The organism is Reyranella sp., from assembly GCF_052439685.1.
Lineage (GTDB): Bacteria > Pseudomonadota > Alphaproteobacteria > Reyranellales > Reyranellaceae > Reyranella.
Genome location: NZ_JBQVQG010000031.1, coordinates 1 through 16,925, shown reverse-complemented (window position 1 = coordinate 16,925; position 16,925 = coordinate 1). Strand labels below are relative to the sequence as shown.

Sequence of the window (16,925 nt, the reverse complement as noted above, 5' to 3'; positions counted from 1 at the left end):
CATGGACCGTCTGTCCGACGACGAGCTGTTCACCCTGCCCCTGACCTTCATGGGCGTGCCCTACGGACGGCCGGGCCCGGCGAACAAGGCCGCGATCCTCGGCATCCCGTTCGACTGCGGCACCAACATGCGCATCGGCGCGCGCGGCGGCCCAGACTCAGTGCGCCAGCAGTCGCAGCTGATGCGACGCTTCAATCCGACCAATGCCGACTTCGATCCGGCGACCGCTCTGGGACTGGTCGATTGCGGGAACGTCAAGCTTACGCCTTCGAAGATCGTCGATGCCTTCGAGCGGATCGAGCAGGCGGCCGACCGCATCGTCGAGGCGGGCGCCGTCCCGATCACCATCGGCGGCGATGGTTCTGTCACCGTCCCCGTCGCGCGCGCCGTCGGCAAGAAGTACCCAAAGATGGCGGCGCTCCATATCGACTCGCATACCGATTCGTACCCGTATGGCTCTGAGGAAAAGTACAACTCCGCCACCCAGTTCACCCATGTCGCCGAGGAAGGCCTCGTCGATCCGGAGTTCTCCTGGCATGTCGGCATCCGCAGCACGACCTACGCGCAGGGCGTCGTGCCGCGCGCCATGAGCCTCGGCTACAAGATCGTGTCGATCGATGAGCTGATCCGCGGCGGCTTCGCCCAGCGCATGGCCGAATTTCGCGACAAGGTCGGCAAGCGGCCGGTCTATCTCTGCTTCGACATGGACGTGTTCGACCCGTCCTGCGCGCCCGGCGTCTGCACACCGTCGTGGGGCGGCCTCAGTGCGCGCGAGGGCATCGACCTGCTGCGCTGCCTCACCGACCTCAACATCGTGGCCGTCGACGTGAACACGGTGAGCCCGCCGCAGGACGTGAACGGCATGGCCGCCCACCTCTGCTCACACGTGATCTACGAGACGCTGGTCCTCCTGTGCCGGCAGATGGGGCTCGACGCCGCCTAGCGCAGGTACTTCGCGAAGAACGCCTTCGTCCGTGCTTCGGCGTCGGGTGCGGCGACCGTGTCGTAGGCGAGATGGTGCTGCTTGCCTGCCGCGCCCGGCACGGTGCGGTCGGCGGCTTTCGAATCGAAGCTGTGATAGGCGTTGGGATAGTAGATGGCCTCGACGAGAACGCCGCGCGTCAGACCCGACATCAGGCTCCGGCAACGGTCAGCCGGCGTCCAGTCGTCCCTGTCGCCGGCCAGCAGCAGGACCGGAATGTCGATGTCGCCGTCGAACTTCGGATTGCAGCCTGGATAATACGCGACGCCCGCCGCCAGGCCGCGTTGCGCCAGCCCGAACTTCTTCTGCGCCGAGCGGATCACCGTCGAGCCGCCATGGCTGTGGCCGATGATACCGACCTTGCCCTTCACAACATCGGACCGCGTCGCCAGATAGTCGAGAGCGCCCGCAATGTCGGCCACACGCATATTGGGCGTCACTACGTTGGGCGTCGTGCACACGGCCCTGGTGCCGCGCGGACCGAACGAATCCGGCGCCAGCACGAGATAGCCCCAGCTCACCAGGAGCTTGCCCCAACCGTCTGTGTGCCGGTTCGTGCCGGCGCAGCTATGCGCCAGGATGATCGCGGGGAACGGTCCGTTGCCCGGCGGCTTGTAGATCCAGCCCTTCACCTCGGGCCCCGCCGGGCTGGCACCGACGGTCACGCTCGGGAAGCTGACGGACTGGGCCCAGGCAGGCGCGCCCAGAGCCACGAGAAGGACAACCACGAGCAAGCGGATCATGTCGCAGACCGTGAGTTGGCCAATCTTTTCATCCCGAGCGTCGCAAGGGACCTTTCCCTCTTCGAGGCCACCCGAAGGTCCCTCGCGACGCTCGGGATGACAAGTTTTTCTGCGGGATCTATTCCGGCTGGATGCCCGCCAGTTTGGCGATTTCGGCCCAGCTCACCAACTCCTTCTTGATCCGCTGGGCGAAGGCGTCGGGCGCTTCGCCGCCCGGCAGGCTCGACAGGTCGCGGATCTTGGCCTGCATCTCGGGCTCGGCCAGGACGGCCACGACATCGTCGCGCATGCGGTTGGCGAGCGCAGGCGACATCTTGCCCGGGCCGAACATCGCGAACCACGCGGTCGTGTCGACGCCCGGCACGCCCGCCTCGGCCATGGTCGGAATGTCATCGAGGCCCGGCAGCCGCTTCGTGCCGCTCACGGCCAGCATGCGCAAGGTGCCCGCACGGTGGTGCGACATCACGGTGAGCGGGCTGGTGAATCCCACCGGAATGTGGCCGCCAGCCAACTCCTGCATCATCGGTGCTGCGCCCTTGTAGGCCACGTTCTCGATCTTCAGCCCGCTCTTCACCCGGAACAGCTCGCCGACCATCCGGGTCGTGTTCTCGGTGCTGCCAAACTGGTATTTGCCGGGATTGGCCTTCGCCGCCGTCATGAACTTTTCCATCGAGTCCATGCCCGCCTTGGGCGAGCCGACCAAGGCGAGCGCGCCTTCGATCAGCGGCGTGACCGGCGTGAAGTCATGCTCGGTGTCGTAGGGCAAGACCTTCGTCGTGTAGGGATTGATCGTGTGCGCGCTGGTTGTGACCAGCAGCGTGTACCCATCAGGCGGGGCCTTGGCGACGATCTCGCTGCCCAGGATACCGCTGGCGCCGCCCTTGTTGTCGATGATGACCGTCTGCTTCCATTTCTCGGCAAGGCGCGGGATGACCAGGCGCGCCACCAGATCGGTGCCGCCACCCGCGGGATAGGGCACCACCACCCGGACCTGCTTGGTGGGATAGTCCTGCGCGCGGACGATCGCCGGCGCCATACCGAAAGCCGCACCTGCCGTGCCCGCGGCCACGAAGCCGCGTCGCGTCATGCCTGTCATGCAATCCTCCCGTTCCATTTCCTTGGCGACAGACTAGGGTCAATCCGGGAGGAAAAAAACATGTTCGATCTGATCATCAAGGATGCGGAAATCCACGACGGTTCGGGCGCCCCGTCCATCAAGGGCGACCTCGGCGTGAAGGACGGCAGGATCGCCGCCATCGGCCCGAAGCTCGGCGCCGCCCGGGAGACCGTGAAGGCCGATGGCCTCGCGCTGGCACCGGGCATCATCGACGGTCACACCCACTACGACGCGCAGATCACCTGGGACCCCTTCGTCGATCCCTCACCGGCGCTGGGCGTCACGACTGCGATCCTCGGCAATTGCGGCTTCACCATCGCACCCTGCAAGCCGGCCGACCGCGACCTCACCATGCGCCACCTGACCCATGTCGAGGGCATGTCGCTCGACGCGCTGCGCGCCGGCATCGACTGGGGCTTCGAGAGCTTCCCGCAGTATCTCGACATGCTGGAGAAGAACGGCGTCGGCCCCAACGTCGCCTGCTTCGCCGGCCATTCCGCCATCCGCACCTTCGTGATGGGCGCCGACGCCACCGAGCGCACGGCCACGACGGACGAAGTCGCCCGGATGGCTGACCTGGTACGCGAGGCGATGGCCGCGGGCGCCGTCGGTTTCGCTTCCTCGACCTCGGAAGCGCACAATGGCGAGGGCGGCACACCGATGCCGTCGCGCCTCGCCGACGACCATGAACTGCGAACGCTCGTGAAGGCGATGGGCGAGCGCGGCACCGGCGTCTACATGCTCACCAAGGGCCGTACGACCACCATTCCCTATCTCGAAGAGATCGCGGCCGAAGCCAACCGCCCGGTCGTGATCGCGGCGCTGTTCCATTCGAACACCAATCCCGAAGCCGCCTTCACCACGCTCGACCAGGTGAACGAAGCGCGTGCCCGCGGCCGCACCCTGGTGGCACAGACCTCGTGCTGCCCGCTCAGCATGGATTTCACCTTCCGCAGCCCCTACCTGTTCGAGAGCATGCAGGCGTGGAAGCCGGCGATGGCCGCGCACGATCCGGCCGAGCTCGCGAAAATCTATCGCGATCCATCCTGGCGCGCTTCGGTACGCGAGGAGCTTTTAGCCAAGCGCGGCCGCCTGCTGTTCAACGGCGAATGGGACAAGCTGTTCGTCGTCGAAACGGCCAGGGACGAGAACCGGGCCATGGAAGGCGCTACGCTCGGCGAACTCGCGAAGCAGGCCGGCAAGGAGCCGCTCGACTTCATCCTCGACTTCGCCCTGTCGGAAGACCTCGACACGATGTTCGTGGCGCAGCTTCTGCACAATGACGACGAGGCGGTCGGCCGCATCCTGGCCGATCCCAACACCCACATCTCGCTGAGCGACGCCGGCGCGCATCTCACCTTCTTCTGCGACGCAGGATTCGGCCTGCATCTGATGGGTCACTGGAGCCGCGACCTCGGCGTGCTCGACCTGCCGAACGCGGTACATCGCCTGACGGGTCAACCCGCAAAGCTGTTCGGCATCCAGGATCGCGGCCTGCTGCGCGAGGGCCTCGCCGCCGACCTGATGCTGTTCGATCCGAAGACCGTGGCGCGCGGCCCCAAGCGTCGCGCCCACGACCTGCCGGCCGGCGCGGCGCGCCTCACGGCCGGCGCGGTCGGTTTGCACGGTGTCTGGATCAACGGCGCCCGCGCCGCCGACGAGAAGGGCTTCTGTGCCGACCCGTCCTCGCGGCCCGGCAGGGTGTTACGCTCCTTTGGCTGATCCTCTCCGCAGGAAGGGTCAGGACATTGCCCGCCGCCGGGCGACTTCGACCAGGGTGCGCGAACTGTCGGCGGGGGAGGCTTTGTTGCGCTTCACCTGGCCGCATTTCAGGCATCTGTGCACGATGATGTAGCGACCGCGCGCCTGTTCGACCGCGATCGGCTCCATCATCCCCCCGCACTCGGCGGCGCGATCTCCCGGATTTTCGTCCACGTGCTTGCTGAACAGGCAAGCCGGACAGTGGTTGGTGAATCCGTTGCCCTCGACCTCGGCGCCGCAGCGCTCGCAGGTGAAGTTCTCGATGTTGCGCGCGAAAAGACGGGCCATGCCTTTATTTTCGCACTGCCCCGGGATCCGCGCACACGAAAAAGGTGGGTGCCCGATGGCACCCACCCCGCATCCGTCGGAAGGTAATGTTTAGCGGTAGTAGCCGTAGTCGTTACGCGGCGTCGTCGCCGCACCGATGGCAGCCCCACCGAGGCCGCCCACGACCGCACCGGCCACCGGTGCGCCCATCGTCGAGCCCACGACGGCACCCGTGCCGGCACCGATCGCGCCACCGGTCAGGGCGCGGTCCGTCGGATTGTTGCCGCACGCGGCGACCCCCAAGCCGAGCGCCGCAACGATCGCGATATTCGTGAACTTCAGCATGAGAGTCTCCTGCGCGTGAATTGTTAGCGATAGAACGACCGGGAAGGCCCGCCGGTTGCGTTCACGGATTCGCGTGCCAAGTGCGATCACAGGTTGGACACTGAATCCCCTCGCGCGAAGGCGACTGCCCAAAACGAAAGAGCCGGCAATCACGCGCAAGCCAGCATCGAACAACATGGATAGGGAGTGAGAAGGTCTCCGGTCGCAGCCGACGCCACTCGGGGAGAGGGGTTGGAAGGCCGCAACCGGAGGGCCGGACCGCAAGGTCCGGCGTCCTTCTAACGCGCGCCGTACAAAAGCGTTGCCAGTGCGGCGAAGTTGATGATCGCCTCCTGGATGACGATTTCGACGCGGCGGTTCTGCGGCTCGCGGACGTCTCCCTGCCGCCGCAGGGTTGCATACCGCCCCACTCGCCGCACATCAGACGCTTAGTGGTGCCCCTTCGCCACACCAAGCGTGTGGTGTCGAACGTACAGCTCGATGCGGGCCGTCGTCCGCCGCGCGAAAGCGCTCGGTGAGCGCGTCTTGCGCGGTCGATGAGCAAACCTCATCATTGTCGCCATGAATGTGTACCGACGCATCACGGTCTCCCCGATCGCCGGCGCCCTCGGAGCGGAGATCGGAGGCGTCGATGTGAGCGCCCGCCTCGACGATGAGACGGTCTCGGAAATCCGGCGGGCACTGCTCGAGTATCTGGTAATCTTCTTTCGCGGCCAGAGGCTCGATGATGCGAGCCATAAGGCCTTCACCCGCCGCTTCGGCGACATCTTCGTCCATCCCAACTTCAACACCGGGGCCGACGATCCGGAAATCGTGCGCGTCGTGCGCGCGCCCGGTGACGAGCGTATCGTGGGCGAGGAGTGGCATTCCGACACCACGATGATGCCCGAGCCCCCGATGGCGGCCATCCTCTATGCGCTCGACGTGCCGCCCTATGGCGGCGACACGCTATTCGCCAATCAGTACCTCGCCTACGAAAGCCTCTCCGACGGCATGAAGTCGATGCTGGCGGGTCTGCGCGCCGTGCACAGCGACATCCGTGTGGCCGGGCCTCAGGTCGGGCTCAACGCGCGCCGCTCGATCAAGGTGCGGGAGGATTCGAACTGGCGGCCGACCGAGAGCCTGCATCCTGTCGTGCGAACGCATCCCGAGACCGGTGCTAAGTGCCTGTTCGTGAACCACTCCTATTCCTGCCGCTTCGAGAACATGACCGACCGCGAGAGCAAGCCGCTGCTCGACTTCCTCATGGATCACGGTCACCGGCCGGAGTTCACATGCCGTTTCCGCTGGGAGCCCGGCTCGATTGCCTTCTGGGACAATCGCTGCACCAAGCATCTGGCAATCCACGATGCCGGCCCCTTTCACCGCCGCATGCAGCGCACCCAGATCGCGGGTGACGCCGTCGTCTGACCGACGACGGCGTCAGCTTTACCCCCTATTTCTTCTCAATGTTCCAGAAGACCGGCACGGGCGAGACGACGCTGCCGGTCACGTTCTTGCGGATCGCCATCGCGTTGTTGTACTGGCCGAGGAAGGCGTGCGTCGGCACCTCGGCGGCGCGCAGCTGGAGCTTCTCGACGATCTCCTTGCGCTTCGCCTCGTCGGTCTCGTCGGCGAAGGCGCTGCGCAGGCGCGTGATCTCGGCATCGCACGGCCAGCCGAACCAGGCCTTGTCGCAGGCCGCGCTGATGAAACTGTAGGTCAGCGGATCGAGCGAATCGGCGCCCGAGGTCGAAGTGATGAGCACGTTCCAGCCGCCCTTGTCCGGCGGATCCTTCCTGGCGCGGCGGGCGACCAGGGTCTGCCAGTCCATCGACTGCATGTCGACCTTCATCCCGGCCTTCTCCATCAGCGACTTGGCGATCGGTGCCATGTTCGTCAGCACGTAGAGATCGGTCGAGTGCAGCAGCACGACGGGGGTGTTGTCGTAGCCGCCTTCGGCCAGGAGCTGCCTGGCCTTGGCGAAGTCGCTCTCGTACTTGTCGGCGAAGCCCGCGGTCGTTTCGTAGGGACCGCCGCACATGAACATCGCCTTGCAGACCATGTAGTATTCGGGATCGCCGATGACGCCGTTCAGGAAGTCCTTCTGGTTCAGCGCATACAGCATCGCCTGCCGGTTCTTGGCATTGTCGAACGGCTTGTGGAGCTGATTGAAGCGATAGATGTACTGGTTGCCCCACTTGTTCGTGGTCACCATCGAGACGTTGCGATCCTTCTTCAGCAGCGGATAGAGATCGTGCTGCGGCGCCTCGATGATGTCGATCTCGCCGGCCTGCAGCGCGTTCACCGCGGTCTGCTGGTCGGGGATCGCGACCCATTCGACCCGATCGACCTTGGCGATCTTGCCGCCGGCCAGGCCCGACGCCGGCTCAGGCCGCGGCTTGTACTTGGGGTTCTTGATGTAGACGGTCCTGTCGCCGGGCTTCCATTCGTCGGTCTTGAAGATGAAGGGACCAGAGCCCACGAACTCCTTGATCTGGTCCGTGCCAGGCGTCTCGGCGATGCGCTTCGGCATGATGAAGGGATTGCCCGAGGGCTTGGACAAGGCCTGCAGCACGACGCCGGTCGGCGACTTCAGCACGATCTGGAAGGTCTTGGCGTCGACCGCCTTCAACTCGGCGACCTTCGCCCACAGGATATTGCCCAGACTGTCCCGCGACGCCCAGCGTTTCAGCGAGGCGATCACGTCCTCGCTGGTGACCGGCTGGCCGTCGTGGAACTCGAGTCCGTCGCGCAGGGTGAAAGTCCAGGTGAGCTTGTCGTCACTCGTCTTCCAGGTGTCGACCATCTGCGGCTTGATCTTCAACTCGCCGTCGAGCGCGAACAGCGTGTCGTAGATCATGTAGCCGTGGTTGCGGACGATGAAGGCCGTGGTCCAGATCGGATCGAGAATCTTCAGATCCGAATGCGCGACCACCCGCAGCGTCGTCGGTTGCTGCGCCATGGCGACGGCCGGCACCGAAAGGCCGACCGCCGCGATCAGCCCAAGAATTCTATTGCGCACGCATGCCTCCTTGTTTGTTGTCCGCGAGGATCATTCCAGCCCCCTTGTCGGCAATCATGATCGTGGGGGTGTTGGTGTTGCCCGAGGTGATGGTGGGCATGACCGACGCGTCGACCACGCGCAGTCCCTGAAGCCCGATGACCCGCAGCCGCTCGTCGACCACGGCGTGCGGATCCGACGGCAGCCCCATCTTCGCCGTGCCGACGGGATGGAAGATCGTGGTGCCGATGTCGCCGGCGGCCTTGGCGAGCGAGGTATCGTCGTCGCCGACACCGGAGCCCGGCAGATATTCCTCGGGGCGATAGGGCTGCATCGCCGACTGGCGCATCAGGCGCCGCGTCACGCGAATCGCGTCGGCCGCCACGGTGCGGTCCTCAAAAGTCGCGAGATAGTTGGGCGCGATCAGGGGCTTCGCCGTCGGATCGGCCGAGCGCAGTCTGACGGTGCCGCGCGAGGTCGGGCGCAGATTGCAGGCGCTCACGGTGATCGCCGGGAAGCGATGCAGCGGTTCGCCGAACTTGTCGAGCGACAAAGGCTGGACATGGAACTCTATGTTCGACCTTTCCTGATCGGGCGAGGAGCGCGTGAAGATGCCGAGCTGCGAGGGCGACATGGTGAGCGGCCCCTTCTGCAGCAATGCATATTGCATGCCCATCAGGGCCCGGCCGACCAGCGAGTGGTAGCTCTGATTGAGCGTCTTCACGCCATCGACCTTGTAGATTGCACGCTGCTGCAGGTGATCCTGCAGATTGCGCCCGACGCCCTCGCGCGCATGCAGGACCGGAATGCCGAGCTCGCCCAGCCAGTCGGGGGCGCCGATGCCGGAAAGCTGCAGGATCTGCGGCGAGCCGATCGCACCGGCCGCCAGGATGACCTCGCCCTTCGCCCGCGCCTCGACCAGCCGGCCGTCCTGGCGATAGAGCACGCCGGTGCAGCGCCTGCCCTCGAACAACAGCTTCTCCACCAGAACACCGGTCTCCAGCCGGAGGTTCGGCCGCTTCAGCACCGGCTTCAGGAAGGCGCGCGCGGCCGACATGCGGATGCCGCGCTTCTGGTTCACGTGGAAATAGCCGACGCCGGTATTGTCGCCGGTGTTGAAGTCCGGAGTTTCCGGAATGCCCATTTCGGTGGCGGCCCTGATCACCGCGTCGAGCACCTCCCAGCGCACCCGGGACTCCTCGACCCGCCATTCGCCGCCCGCACCGTGATGCTCGGTCTCGCCCAGGAAATGGTTGTCTAGCTTGCGGAAGACCGGCGCGACATCGTCCCATCCCCAGCCGGTTAGGCCGAGCTGGCGCCAGTGGTCGTAATCCTGCGACTGGCCGCGCATCGAGATCATGCCATTGATCGCCGAGCAGCCGCCGATCACCTTGCCGCGCGGATAGTTGAGCGCGCGGCCGTTGAGCCCGGGCTCCTTCTCGGTCTGGAACATCCAGTCGGCGCGGGGATTGCCGATGGCGAAGAGATAGCCGGCCGGAACGTGAAACCAGATCCAGTTGTCGCGCCCGCCCGCCTCGAGCAGCAGCACGCGATTCTTGGGATCGGCGGAGAGCCGGTTCGCAAGCACGCATCCGGCCGAGCCGGCGCCCACGATGATGTAGTCGAAGTCCCCACCGAGACGAGAGACGGTGTCTTTTGTCATTCCACGTCCTTGAGCGACAGATGCATGCCGCGCACAATATGGCGGCAAGCGGGGGGCGAAGTGAAGCGCGGCGGCTACGATAGCTATCGATCCGACGAGGCGCTGCAGCAAGCGAAAGCCCGTGGCGAGAACATCGGCTGGGATCGCGCTTTCGGCATTGCCGGCTCGGTGGCCGAAAGCATCTGGCTCGCCATCCTCATCTGTGCCGTCTGCTACTTCTACGGGCAGGCCCTCTTCAACAGCGGCACGCTGCTGCCCGCGATGCTCATCGTCGGAGTCGCGGCGGTAGCCGCGCCACGGTCGGCCGGCTGGCTGGTCAAACCGTTCGGCGATTCACTGTTCCGCCGTCTCCTCTGGGGCCTCTCCGCGGCCGCGACGCTGTTGCTGGTCGTCCGTGTCGCGCTCGCCGCCGTCCTCGTCATCCAACTGCGCCTTCAGGGGGTGGGCGAAGAGGCGGCCGGGATCGGCGCCTTCCACGGCGCGGCACGCTTCACCCTGATGATCGCCATGCCGGTCTGGTTCCTCTACGCATTCTGGGGCTGGCTGCGCCGCCGTTCGTTACCGTGCGATTCCGACTCGCCCCTCTGGCGCCGCGTCCTGCCGATCGTGTTCGTCTTCGCCATGATGGTGTTCCTCGGCCATGAGGGTGCCTACTTCGATAGCCGACCCGCGAAACTGTAGGAGCATTGCCCCGCCCCTCGGACGGCGCATAATTCCCTTACCAAATCAAAGGGAGCCAAACGCCATGCAATACAAGCGCATCTCGGCCGATAGCCACCTCGACCTGCCCTGGATGCCGCCCGACCTGTTCACGTCGATGGCGCCGCGCGATCTCAAGGAGCGCATGCCCTACGTTACCGAGACCGACGACGGACCGAAATGGGTGGCGAAGAACGGTGCGTCGTTCGGCTTCAAGAACGGCGTCGGCCCGTCCGGCTCGAAGTTCGTGCCCGGCAAGCACGGACGCGTCGATATCATGGCCGAGACCGGCCTCTATGCCGATGGGGCGAAGGACATCCGCCGCATCTCCGATCCGCATCTGCGCATCAAGGACCTCGACCGCGATGGCGTCGATGCCGAGGTGATCTACGGCATCCTGGGCGCCGCCAGCCGTCTCAACGACCGCGAGGCCGGCAACGAGATGCTGCGCATCTACAACGACTGGCTGAAGGATTTTTGCAGCCACTACCCGGACCGGCACATCGGCCTCGCCTGCCTGCCCTACGGCGACATCGACGCCGCAGTGAAGGAAACCTACCGGGTCGCGAAGATGGGCATCAAGGGCCTCGAGCTCTCCTGCTCCTGGGACATGGAGCCGATGTGGCATCCGATGTGGGATCCACTGTGGAAGGCGGTGAACGACGTGCAGCTGCCGCTGCACTTCCACACCTTTCCCAACGTGCCGCCGGGCACCATTGAGAAATATCCCGGCCGGGTCGGCCGCTCGGTGTTCTTCACCGTGGTCTCGGGCTTCCAGATGAACCTGGTGAACATCCTGGCCGCCATCATGGGCGCCAACGTGCTGGAGCGCTTCCCCAACGTCCGCATCGCCTTCGGCGAATCGGGCTGCGGCTGGATCCCCTATGCACTCGACCGCATGGACTTCGAATGGGAGGACCGTTTCACCGACCTTGGCCTCAAGATGAAGCCCAGTGACTACTGGCGCCGCCAGTGCAAGGCCACGTTCCAGTTCGACCGCATCGGCGCCAAGCTGATCGACGACATGGGTGCGGAAAGCCTGATGTGGGGCTCCGACTACCCGCACGGCGACGGCGTGTGGCCCCACTCCGACAAGTACATCAAGGAACAGTTCGCCGAGGTCCCGCCCGAGCAGGTCAAGATGATCACCTGCACCAACGCCGGGAAATTTTATGGGCTGATCAACTGATCCTGAGCGATACCTGGTGGCGCAGTTCGCTGTGCCACCGCCTTGCCTACGGCATCGCCATGACGGTCGTGGGGCTGGTTGCGATCAGCCTCACATCGCTTCTGCATCGAATCGCTTATCCGCAAGAATTTGCGGACGACCTGGTTCCTTACGATTTCATCAGTTCCAGCCTCGCGACCGGCTCGGCTCTGGCGGCTTGCTTTCTCGCCGGAATGACGGCGTGGCATCCGCCTCAGCTACAGCAAACGACGCTCGACAGGATTAGGATGATCGTCTTGAGCATCAGCCTGTCGTTTTGGCTGTCCGGTCTCATCTTCGGAATTGCCTTCGCCCTTTCGTCGGAGATTCCGAGATCAATCCTGGAATGGTTCGGCAACTATCTCGCCAAGCCTCTCTTCTTCTCCCTGGGCAGTGGAATAGCGGGGCCGCTCCTGTTTGGCCCCGTCGCCTACCTTGTCGGAATTGCCATGTTGTGGCCGTTGCACCTGTGGGCAACATCGCAACAAGCCTCAAGCGATTGGGACACTGCCAGCTCCGTCCGTCGCCTGCTCACCATCTTCTGCGCAGCGCTTTCCACGCTATCCGTCTTTCTCGCCGGCGCTTCGTTTTTCTACCTCAGCTGCTCGCTGATCTTCGCCGGCGTCGCATCGCTTGAAGGGAAAACTTAGGCGAGATCGCCCTTCGACACGGTGTGCCGCAGCGCGAACACCTCTCCTTCGGGCGCGTGACGGTCGCGCGCGGCCTGAGCCGCTTCGACCGACCAGAAGAAGGCGGCCAGTGCCCGCTCGATCTGCAGGTCGGGCGCGCCGCGCAGGTCTTTCTCGGCCGTGCGCGCCTGCCCGACATTCGCGCGTCCGGTGAGCAGGTCGACCCTGGCCGTCTCCGGTGAAGCGAGGCGGTCGAAGGGGGCGACGTTGCTCCCTTTCATGCGCAAGGTGAGCACGGCTGCGCCGATACCCTCGCCCCAGCGCTGCTCAACCGCGCAGACGGTCCGGGATGTGTTGCGGAATTTCGGGAAGATGGCGCGGCTCATCTCGCTGGGGCTGCGCAGCCGGGCGTAATAGGTCTCGCTCTCGAAAGCAGCGGCGGTCTCGGCGTCGTAGAGCAGCAGGTGACGGCCGGGCCGCGTCACCCCCTTGAAGCGACTGCCGCGCAGCCAGCCGGGACAGGAAACGCGTTCCTCGAGATGTTCACGACTGTGCCAGTGCTCGAAGAAGGCGTCGTCGGCCGGTTCGATGTCGACCCAGATGGCGAGGACCGCCTTGCCGCCCCTCAACGGACCACCCCCGATACACAGGCCGCCCTCACGGCCTGGGTGAAGGTTACGATCTCCGTGCGGCGGTCATGGTCGGTGGCCTGCACATAGGGTGGCTGCGGCAGCGCGGCAAGTGTCACCACCACCAGCTCCTCATTCCGGAAGATGTCGATACGCTGGCCGGCGTGGCCCAGCGCCGCCATCACCCCATCCCCCAGCCACCAGCTGTAACCGTAATGCGTGATGTCGGGGACGGACGGCGCCGGCACGACGAAGGCAGGCGTTGCCGCCGCCTCGACCCAGCCCTCGGGCAATACGCGCATCCCGTCGATGACACCATCGTTGCGCACGAACTCGGCGAAGTGGCCGAAGTCGCGCAGGACCATGCCGGCGCGGCTGCCGCCGATCTCCTGCCCGCCATCGCTTTCGAGCGTGTAGAAGGCATCGCACTCCATACCGGCCGGCTGCCAGACCTTCTCCGACATGTAGTCGGCCAGCGGCCTGCCGACGGCGCGCGTGAGGGCGGCGCCCAGCAGGAACGTGTCCCCTGAATTGTAGAGAAAGGTGCTGCCCGGTGGATGGGCGCGCGGCAGCGAGGCCATCAGCTTCAGCACGCCGTCGGGCACCTTGTCGGCCAGCGACTTGCTGTAGCGGTTCACGTCGGAATTCCGGTCGGGATAGACCTCGGTCCAGAGCGCGCCCGACGACATCGTCATGACGTGCCGCAGGGTCACGCCTTCATAGGCTGAGTCCCTGAGCGCCGGCAGATAGTCCGTCAGCGGATCGTCGATCGACCCGATGGCGCCGTCCTGCACCGCCGCACCGACCAGCATCGCCGTCATGGACTTCACGGTCGACATGGTCGACCATCGCTCGTGCTCCTGCAGGCCGAGGCCGTAGCGCTCGAGCACGATCCTGCCGCCATGGACCACCAGGATGCCCACCATCACGTTGCGGTCCATGAACGAGGCGACGTCGTGCTCGCGGCCAGCGGCGACATAGACCGGCGCGATCTCGGCACCGCGGGGCAGCTCCCGGACATGGGAGCCGCGCCGGATCACGCGATGGGCGAACAGCTTGTCGACGTTGCGATAGGCATAAGGCTGAAGGGACGGCGGCAGGAGCAGGAAGTCCTCGCCGCGCGGAAGATGCTGGCGCGGAACGGCCGTGCTCAGGAAAACGCCTTGAAGGTGATCAGGGTGAAGGTGTCCTTCACCCCCGGCAGCGTCTGGATCTGGCTCGTCACGAAATGGCCGATGTCGGTCTTTTCGTCGAGATAGCATTTCATCAGGAGATCGTATTGCCCGGAGGTCGAATAGACCTCCGACACCTGTTCGACGGCAACGGCATTGTCGGCGACCTCATAGGCCTTGCCGAGCTCGCACTTCACCATGACGAAAATGGTCTGCATGAACGCCCTCCGCCGCGACGCGCGATTCTAGCGCGCCGAGCGGGCGAGGAAAGCGGGTACGTGATCGCCGAGGCCCATCGGCGCCGGCGTATCGTCACGGTCGCGACGATCCTGCCGCGGACGATCGGAGCGCTCCGGACGGCGTTCGCGCGGCGGGCGTGCTTCACGCTCGGGACGCGGCTCGCGCTCGGGGCGCGCTTCACGCTCGGGGCGCGGCTCGCGATGCGGACGTTCGGCCCGCGGCTCACGCGGCGGCCGCGCTTCGCGTTCCGGACGAGTTCCACGCTCGGGACGGGCTTCGGGCGCCGGACGCGCCGCGCTCTCGGGCCCCGCGGCCTGCTCGGCGCGCGCTTCCTTCGGCGGACGGCTGCTGCTGCTACGGCCACGGCTGCTGCTGCTCGAACCGGCGCGTCCACGGCCTCGCCCGCGACGGCGTCCGTCCGACGGCTCGAAAGCCAACGCTTCCATACCCGGCACGTCGACCCTCGGGATGGTGGTGCCGATCAGCTTCTCGATCGCCTCGACGAGGGGACCCTCGTCCGGTGAGGCCAAGGTGAAGGAATGACCGGTGTTGCCGGCACGGCCCGTGCGGCCGATGCGGTGGACGTAGTCCTCGGGAGAAAAAGGAACGTCGAAATTGAACACATGGCTCATCGCCACGATGTCGAGCCCGCGGGCGGCGACGTCGGAGGCGACCAGGATCTGGATCTCGCCCTGCTTGAACTTCTCCAGCGTCTCCATGCGCGCGGGCTGGCTCATGTCGCCATGAAGGGCCCCGGCGTTAAAGCCGTGCTTCTTCAGCGAGCCCTGCAGGATCGCCACGTCCTTCTTGCGGTTGCAGAACACGATCGCGTTCTTGATGTCCTGTTCCTTGATCAAGGCCCGCAGCGCCTCGCGCTTGTCGTCTTCCTGCACGACCACGAGGCCCTGCACGATGTTCTTGGAGGCCGAGGCCGGCGCCGAGACCGTGACTTCCTTCGGATTGCTCAGGAAGCGATCGGCCAGGCGCTTGATCTCCGGCGGCATGGTGGCCGAGAAGAAGAGGGTCTGGCGCAGCGGCGGCAGGGTGGCGACGATGCGCTCGACGTCGGGGATGAAGCCCATGTCGAGCATGCGGTCGGCTTCGTCGATCACCAGGATCTTGACGTCGTTCAGCAGGATGCCACCGCGCTCGAAATGGTCGAGCAGGCGGCCGGGCGTTGCGATCAGGACGTCGGCGCCGCGCTCCAGCGCGCGCTCCTGGTCGGGGAAGCTCACGCCGCCGATCAGCAGCGCCATGTTGAGCTTGTGGTTCTTGCCGTAGATTTCGAAGTTTTCGGCCACCTGGGCGGCCAGTTCGCGCGTCGGCTCCAGGATGAGCGAGCGCGGCATGCGTGCCTTGGCACGGCCCTCCGAGAGAATGTCGATCATGGGGAGGACGAAGGAGGCAGTCTTGCCGGTGCCCGTCTGGGCGCATCCGAGGACATCGCGACCCATCAGGACGATGGGGATGGCCTTTTCCTGGATGAGGGTAGGCGTCGTGTAGCCCTTGTCGGCCACTGCCTGCAGTACCGGGGCGCTCAGCCCCAAACTCTCAAAACTCATTTAATTTCCGTGGTTTAGTCCATTCTTTCCGCTGGACTTGGAGCAGTCACATAAGGCTCGAGGATCGAGCTAGACCGCTGGGCGGACCCCATATGACCCCTTGAAGGGACCAAGTCAATGCGACCGGGCGCGGGGCAGCCCGGCGGCAGCATCAGGCCTTGAGCTCGATTTCCACGAAAACGAACTCGAAATCGTTGGGATTGATGACGTCGTGCTCGACCCCGGTCTGCCGGGAATAGGAGACGCCGGCCCTCAGGGGCGCCGGCACGGTCGCCTTGCCATCGAAGATGTGCAGTTCGCCCGTGGTGATGGGCACCACGACATAGTCGTGATCGTGGCGGTGCCAGCCAGTGTGGCCGCCCGGCGGGAAGCGCCATTCCGTTACGATGACGCGGTCGTTCTCGGTCTGGACCGAAGGCTTGGCGAGGGGGCGTTCCGTCTGGGTCATACGTGAAAGCTAATGCCTCGCGAAGCGTTTGTAAGGTGACACGAGGGCGCGGCCTGATATCGTGTATATGCACTCAATTGGAGTCCCACCCTGTCGCACCCGCTGCTCACCGCGCCCATAGGCAAGAGCCTTTGGAAACTGTCGGCCCCGACCACCGCCGTCATGATCGTCCAGACCTTCGTGGCCATCGCCGAGACCTTCATCTTCGGACGCCTGGGCACCGAGGCGCTGGCGGGCTTTGCGCTGGTCTTCCCGCTCATGATGATGATGACCATGATGGCGGCGGGCGGCATGGGCGGCGGCGTGGCGGCCGCCATGGCCCGCACGCTGGGCGCCGGCCGGACCGGGGACGCCCGCGCGCTGGTGCTGCATGCGCTGGTCCTCGGCGCGGCGCTGGCCCTGCTCTTCACCCTGCTCGCCTGGACGGTCGCGCCCTCGCTCTATCGAATGCTGGGGGGCGAAGGGGCCGCACTCGGCA

18 protein-coding genes are annotated in these 16,925 nt (G+C 65.4%); 7 read left to right on the top strand and 11 right to left on the bottom strand.

Annotated features, from left to right (window positions below; genetic code table 11):
- Position 1 precedes the first annotated feature (1 nt).
- Entirely contained in the window at positions 2–943 is a 942-nt protein-coding gene (locus tag ACT6UX_RS25895) for an arginase family protein (RefSeq protein ID WP_444778037.1), read from the top strand.
- On the opposite strand, the gene ACT6UX_RS25890 is transcribed toward ACT6UX_RS25895, so the two are convergent.
- Positions 940–1,725 (bottom strand): dienelactone hydrolase family protein, encoded by a 786-nt coding sequence (locus tag ACT6UX_RS25890; RefSeq protein ID WP_444778036.1) that lies wholly within the window; start codon positions 1,723–1,725, stop codon positions 940–942. The two genes, ACT6UX_RS25895 and ACT6UX_RS25890, sit on opposite strands and share 4 nt — an antisense overlap.
- Positions 1,726–1,843: 118 nt before the next feature.
- Positions 1,844–2,821: a Bug family tripartite tricarboxylate transporter substrate binding protein gene (locus ACT6UX_RS25885; protein ID WP_444778035.1), complete on the bottom strand. Its 978-nt coding sequence runs from the start codon at positions 2,819–2,821 to the stop codon at positions 1,844–1,846.
- Between the two features lie 60 nt (positions 2,822–2,881).
- Between ACT6UX_RS25885 and ACT6UX_RS25880 the strand changes: the two genes are divergently transcribed.
- Entirely contained in the window at positions 2,882–4,564 is a 1,683-nt protein-coding gene (locus tag ACT6UX_RS25880) for an N-acyl-D-amino-acid deacylase family protein (protein ID WP_444778034.1), read from the top strand.
- A gap of 18 nt (positions 4,565–4,582) precedes the next feature.
- On the opposite strand, the gene ACT6UX_RS25875 is transcribed toward ACT6UX_RS25880, so the two are convergent.
- On the bottom strand, positions 4,583–4,891 hold the full coding sequence (locus tag ACT6UX_RS25875) for an RNHCP domain-containing protein (RefSeq protein ID WP_444778033.1): 309 nt from the start codon (positions 4,889–4,891) through the stop codon (positions 4,583–4,585).
- 90 nt (positions 4,892–4,981) lie between these two features.
- A complete protein-coding gene (locus ACT6UX_RS25870) occupies positions 4,982–5,215 on the bottom strand; it encodes a bacteriocin (protein ID WP_296323358.1) in 234 nt (77 codons plus the stop codon).
- A 561-nt stretch (positions 5,216–5,776) separates the two neighbouring features.
- On the opposite strand from ACT6UX_RS25870, the gene ACT6UX_RS25865 reads away from it, so the two are divergent.
- Entirely contained in the window at positions 5,777–6,625 is an 849-nt protein-coding gene (locus ACT6UX_RS25865) for a TauD/TfdA dioxygenase family protein (RefSeq protein ID WP_444778032.1), read from the top strand.
- Positions 6,626–6,650: 25 nt separating this feature from the next.
- Here the strand turns inward: ACT6UX_RS25865 and ACT6UX_RS25860 are convergent, their stop codons facing one another.
- The gene (locus tag ACT6UX_RS25860; RefSeq protein WP_444778031.1) at positions 6,651–8,219 is read right to left on the bottom strand and encodes an ABC transporter substrate-binding protein; all 1,569 of its coding nucleotides are present in this window, start codon (positions 8,217–8,219) and stop codon (positions 6,651–6,653) included.
- Positions 8,209–9,861 carry a GMC family oxidoreductase gene (locus tag ACT6UX_RS25855; protein ID WP_444778030.1) on the bottom strand — a complete coding sequence of 551 codons (1,653 nt, stop codon included), beginning with the start codon at positions 9,859–9,861 and terminating at the stop codon, positions 8,209–8,211. The genes ACT6UX_RS25860 and ACT6UX_RS25855 overlap by 11 nt, the downstream gene beginning before the upstream one ends.
- Before the next feature lie 24 nt (positions 9,862–9,885).
- Here ACT6UX_RS25855 and ACT6UX_RS25850 point away from each other — a divergent pair, with 24 nt between their 5' ends.
- From ACT6UX_RS25850 to ACT6UX_RS25840, 3 genes are all read left to right on the top strand, one after another.
- Positions 9,886–10,542 carry a hypothetical protein gene (locus ACT6UX_RS25850; RefSeq protein WP_444778029.1) on the top strand — a complete coding sequence of 219 codons (657 nt, stop codon included), beginning with the start codon at positions 9,886–9,888 and terminating at the stop codon, positions 10,540–10,542.
- 64 nt (positions 10,543–10,606) lie between these two features.
- Positions 10,607–11,749, top strand: a complete 1,143-nt coding sequence (locus ACT6UX_RS25845) for an amidohydrolase family protein (RefSeq protein WP_444778028.1) — start codon at positions 10,607–10,609, stop codon at positions 11,747–11,749.
- A gap of 59 nt (positions 11,750–11,808) precedes the next feature.
- Positions 11,809–12,417: a hypothetical protein gene (locus ACT6UX_RS25840; RefSeq protein ID WP_444778027.1), complete on the top strand. Its 609-nt coding sequence runs from the start codon at positions 11,809–11,811 to the stop codon at positions 12,415–12,417.
- Here the strand turns inward: ACT6UX_RS25840 and ACT6UX_RS25835 are convergent.
- The 5 genes from ACT6UX_RS25835 to ACT6UX_RS25815 form a co-directional block, all read right to left on the bottom strand.
- Positions 12,414–13,025: a hypothetical protein gene (locus ACT6UX_RS25835; protein WP_444778026.1), complete on the bottom strand. Its 612-nt coding sequence runs from the start codon at positions 13,023–13,025 to the stop codon at positions 12,414–12,416. The two genes, ACT6UX_RS25840 and ACT6UX_RS25835, sit on opposite strands and share 4 nt — an antisense overlap.
- The gene (locus ACT6UX_RS25830) at positions 13,022–14,065 is read right to left on the bottom strand and encodes a serine hydrolase domain-containing protein (RefSeq protein ID WP_444778025.1); all 1,044 of its coding nucleotides are present in this window, start codon (positions 14,063–14,065) and stop codon (positions 13,022–13,024) included. The genes ACT6UX_RS25835 and ACT6UX_RS25830 overlap by 4 nt, the downstream gene beginning before the upstream one ends.
- Positions 14,066–14,175: 110 nt before the next feature.
- Positions 14,176–14,415, bottom strand: a complete 240-nt coding sequence (locus ACT6UX_RS25825) for an Lrp/AsnC ligand binding domain-containing protein (RefSeq protein ID WP_298313303.1) — start codon at positions 14,413–14,415, stop codon at positions 14,176–14,178.
- Positions 14,416–14,442: 27 nt separating this feature from the next.
- Entirely contained in the window at positions 14,443–15,999 is a 1,557-nt protein-coding gene (locus tag ACT6UX_RS25820) for a DEAD/DEAH box helicase (protein ID WP_444778024.1), read from the bottom strand.
- Between the two features lie 151 nt (positions 16,000–16,150).
- Positions 16,151–16,447: a cupin domain-containing protein gene (locus ACT6UX_RS25815; protein WP_444778023.1), complete on the bottom strand. Its 297-nt coding sequence runs from the start codon at positions 16,445–16,447 to the stop codon at positions 16,151–16,153.
- Positions 16,448–16,609: 162 nt separating this feature from the next.
- Here ACT6UX_RS25815 and ACT6UX_RS25810 point away from each other — a divergent pair.
- A partial coding sequence (locus ACT6UX_RS25810) for an MATE family efflux transporter (RefSeq protein WP_444778022.1) occupies positions 16,610–16,925 on the top strand: 316 nt, incomplete at its 3' end.

Coding starts and splice junctions, on each gene's coding strand:
- ACT6UX_RS25895 (WP_444778037.1), top strand. CDS start 2: ATGGACCGTCTGTCCGACGACGAGCTGTTCACCCTGCCCCTGACCTTC.
- ACT6UX_RS25890 (WP_444778036.1), bottom strand. CDS start 1,725: ATGATCCGCTTGCTCGTGGTTGTCCTTCTCGTGGCTCTGGGCGCGCCT.
- ACT6UX_RS25885 (WP_444778035.1), bottom strand. CDS start 2,821: ATGACAGGCATGACGCGACGCGGCTTCGTGGCCGCGGGCACGGCAGGT.
- ACT6UX_RS25880 (WP_444778034.1), top strand. CDS start 2,882: ATGTTCGATCTGATCATCAAGGATGCGGAAATCCACGACGGTTCGGGC.
- ACT6UX_RS25875 (WP_444778033.1), bottom strand. CDS start 4,891: ATGGCCCGTCTTTTCGCGCGCAACATCGAGAACTTCACCTGCGAGCGC.
- ACT6UX_RS25870 (WP_296323358.1), bottom strand. CDS start 5,215: ATGCTGAAGTTCACGAATATCGCGATCGTTGCGGCGCTCGGCTTGGGG.
- ACT6UX_RS25865 (WP_444778032.1), top strand. CDS start 5,777: ATGAATGTGTACCGACGCATCACGGTCTCCCCGATCGCCGGCGCCCTC.
- ACT6UX_RS25855 (WP_444778030.1), bottom strand. CDS start 9,861: ATGACAAAAGACACCGTCTCTCGTCTCGGTGGGGACTTCGACTACATC.
- ACT6UX_RS25850 (WP_444778029.1), top strand. CDS start 9,886: ATGCCGCGCACAATATGGCGGCAAGCGGGGGGCGAAGTGAAGCGCGGC.
- ACT6UX_RS25845 (WP_444778028.1), top strand. CDS start 10,607: ATGCAATACAAGCGCATCTCGGCCGATAGCCACCTCGACCTGCCCTGG.
- ACT6UX_RS25840 (WP_444778027.1), top strand. CDS start 11,809: ATGACGGTCGTGGGGCTGGTTGCGATCAGCCTCACATCGCTTCTGCAT.
- ACT6UX_RS25825 (WP_298313303.1), bottom strand. CDS start 14,415: ATGCAGACCATTTTCGTCATGGTGAAGTGCGAGCTCGGCAAGGCCTAT.
- ACT6UX_RS25820 (WP_444778024.1), bottom strand. CDS start 15,999: ATGAGTTTTGAGAGTTTGGGGCTGAGCGCCCCGGTACTGCAGGCAGTG.
- ACT6UX_RS25815 (WP_444778023.1), bottom strand. CDS start 16,447: ATGACCCAGACGGAACGCCCCCTCGCCAAGCCTTCGGTCCAGACCGAG.